Source organism: Methanomicrobiales archaeon (assembly GCA_030019205.1).
Lineage (GTDB): Archaea > Halobacteriota > Methanomicrobia > Methanomicrobiales > JACTUA01 > JASEFH01.
The window spans coordinates 1-2,992 of sequence record JASEFH010000057.1 but is presented as its reverse complement, the minus strand read 5'-3'; the positions used below and the strand labels follow the sequence as shown (position 1 = coordinate 2,992).

General features: G+C 48.3%; 4 protein-coding genes. 1 reads left to right on the top strand and 3 read right to left on the bottom strand.

From position 1 onward, the window contains the following. A partial coding sequence (locus tag QMC96_13235; GenBank protein ID MDI6877718.1) for a hypothetical protein occupies positions 1 to 199 on the top strand: 199 nt, incomplete at its 5' end. Positions 200 to 434: 235 nt separating this feature from the next. Here the strand turns inward: QMC96_13235 and QMC96_13230 are convergent. From QMC96_13230 to QMC96_13220, 3 genes are all read right to left on the bottom strand, one after another. Beyond that, positions 435 to 1,580 carry a hypothetical protein gene (locus tag QMC96_13230; protein MDI6877717.1) on the bottom strand — a complete coding sequence of 382 codons (1,146 nt, stop codon included), beginning with the start codon at positions 1,578 to 1,580 and terminating at the stop codon, positions 435 to 437. A gap of 141 nt (positions 1,581 to 1,721) precedes the next feature. Further along, a complete protein-coding gene (locus tag QMC96_13225) occupies positions 1,722 to 2,678 on the bottom strand; it encodes a calcium-dependent protein kinase (protein ID MDI6877716.1) in 957 nt (318 codons plus the stop codon). 14 nt (positions 2,679 to 2,692) lie between these two features. Further along, positions 2,693 to 2,992, bottom strand: a 300-nt coding sequence (locus tag QMC96_13220; GenBank protein MDI6877715.1) for a DUF6345 domain-containing protein, incomplete at its 5' end; no start/stop codon positions are given.

The following is a 2,992-nucleotide window of genomic DNA, read 5'->3' as shown; positions in this document are numbered from 1 at the left end:
TGGAACATCTGCACCCTCCTGCTCAAGGGATACCGGGAGAAGGACCGGCAGAAGGCTGGCACTGCGGACTGAGCGCATCCATTTTCGATTTTTTCGGGGATTTTATGGACTTCCGAGTTCAGCCCTTGAGGGTATCCTCGAGAAGAAAGAGCGTGATGCCGCCCCCATTCTATTCCTGCTCCTCTCTCAGTCGGTATGATGGGCCTGCAATAGAGCGAGAGAGGATTGGATGGGCGTTGCATTCGAGGTCAAACCATTCCCTCTCCCACGCGGGTGCGAGGCTGAATCGTTTTCAGATTACCGGACCGCTATTACGAGCGGGTGAGGCAGCACGGAACAGTCCGTGTGGATCCTCCCTCCGAGGCTATCACATCAGCGGGGATGGAGATCAGGTATAGATCCCCTGGATCTACCTCCCCTGGAGTGTATCGTAATTAAATCCCTGCAATAGTGGCATTCACTTCGTACCGTATCCAGCGCTCATTTACACTTTTATCACGAATCCACACGTAAAACACCTTGGGATCCGGACTGTTAACGTAATTCGTGTGGTACTCACGCGATATCTGGTCGAATGTTTTCGAGAGTGTGTATATGTCTCCACTCCGCGCGATCTGCTGGTACGGCCCCCCGATGGTACCAAGACCGTTCCCGGGATAGGGCTCGTAAATGACCCCTCCTAACTCGATCCCTTTTTTCACCTGCGCTTCCACGATGAATTCAAGACCTTCCAGCCTTCGGGGAGGATCGGGGCTGACGGTAATGTTGAGGATGCGGATTGCATCCCTGTCCTCCGCTTCCAGGGTTTCCCTTCTCCCGTACCAGTTCCCGGTAACGAACTGGTTCGCCGTGTTGAGGCGAATATTGTTCCCCTTCCATGCACCCGGTACAACGAAATAGTCAAAGTCCGAGATGCAGCCATCACCATCTTTATCCACAAATACGGGCTCGGACTCCGATGCGTTCAGGATGTGCAGGACCCGCCACTCTTTCTCGTTTCCCTCCATGCTGTCTCCGAGAATAAGGTACGAATCGAGAATCAGCAGACGAACCGGGCTTGACGCCGGATGATACGAGAAATTCTCAAACTGAACGATGAAATCGCCTTTATCATCGCGCTGAATGAAGGTCTCAAGGCCGATACTCACGTATCCCGGGTTTGAAACATACTTCACGGGGGGCGATACAGAATAGTTCCATTCGTAGGGGGATTTGTAGTCCTGGAAGTGGTAAATCTCCCTGCCATCCCGATAGATGTAGACGTTCATAGCAGCAGCATAGAGACCATAGCTATGGAACGGCATTCCGGTCGCGGACGTCAGAGACCGGATCTCGTGGGGCTGAAGAACGATCGAACCGGCTCCAGAACGAATGGGTTTGTTGGCCATGTGGTCAACCAGCGTCCATGTGTAGTTCAAGGGTATTGCATCCTCACCCGTGTTCTCAAGGATAAACGTGAAGTTATTGTCCAGATCGCAGTAGGCATCCCTGACGATCACCTTTCCAGGCAGAAGGGATATACATCCAGCTATCAGAATAAAAATCAATCCAAGGATTAGTATTTCAGTGAAATATTTCATTTAGGCCTATTTCCCCCTTTTAATCGAATACGTTTTTTAAAACACCTCTTCATGTATCGTTCTCCTTAAAAGTTAACGTTGGGCAATATAATAAAGAAAAGAGTTGCGATCTACGTGAAGATTGGGATAAAAAAGAAATTTTCATGAAAATTTCTCCAGATCTTCTGGAACCACGGCGTAAACATACTGGATGTAGGGATTTTCTCTGCCATCTCGTATAGCAACGCCTCTAAAAACATACACCGGAAGGACATACTCCTGTTCATAACTCCGTGGTTCCATCCAGTATCCTAATGAAATACTGTTAATGACAATACGATCATTAACGTCCTGATACTCTGGAAGTATCGTTTTCCACCCGCGTAATTCATCGTATGCCTCTGCCGCTGTCTTAATTCTGGTGGCACTGTACGGGGTAATATCCCTCCAATTCCTTAAAACGCCAACGACTTCACTGTTATTGCCGATGAAAACCACGAATTCATCCCCATAGACAGGAATGCCATCAATATTCCGATTAAATCGGACCGCAAGAGTTATGTCGAATACCTTCAGCGGTTTATCCATCCCTCCTTCCCAGACTTCCTGCTGCTGGTTGACAAAGATCTTCTCTACCTGTGCATCCTCCGGGAGAAGCCTTTTGCTGGACAGGTAATCTCTCGCGATTTTTTCCGCTTCGGCATCTGAAGGTAAAACAGGTTGAGCATCCACGGCAGTCGGATATGTCTTATCCGGAATATCATAGAGAAAGGCACCCGATGATTTGTAGACAGTTATCCGTTCACTCATTGTTTTTGTGGTGTCGACGAGTTCGATTTCTCCTGCCAGCGGATTTATCCGTTCGGGAGTACCTTTCAGGCCAAACAGACTAGCAATCTCCTGCACGTATTCATCTGTAACAGATACAGGTACAGATCTGTATACAGCATATTCTCCATCGAATTGTGGAAAATCCGCGTTCAATGTGAACTTTTCAGACCCGCTGCCCTGTGCAGGAGGAATAATTCCCCCAGTTCCTAAGTCAGCGCTTGTTGCGAGGACTGCACATATCGCGATCAACGCAAAAGCAATCCCGACGATAATTTTTTTCACAACCATCTTTTATACCCCCACTAATTGCAATAGTAAAGCCAGGAATAGATACTTGAATCGACTATAGGATCTGGCTTCACCGTTCCTTCTTTCCAGATGAAATCGTCTCCCATGGTAGAGTCTTCGCCTACAACCCGAACTCTAACATCGCTAGGTTGCATCACATCAACACCCAGGTACCATGCTGGTCTTACCTTAATGCCACTCAGGAGTGTGGATGCAACATTGGTTCCATCCTCTGCATAATTGTACGATGAGGTATCGAATCCACAGATCAGATGCGCTCCATACAGCGCCCAATGGGGATATTCCTTGAAGTT

Excerpts from the sequence above, each read along its gene's own strand:
- QMC96_13230 (MDI6877717.1), bottom strand. The coding sequence starts at position 1,580 with ATGAAATATTTCACTGAAATACTAATCCTTGGATTGATTTTTATTCTG.
- QMC96_13225 (MDI6877716.1), bottom strand. The coding sequence starts at position 2,678 with ATGGTTGTGAAAAAAATTATCGTCGGGATTGCTTTTGCGTTGATCGCG.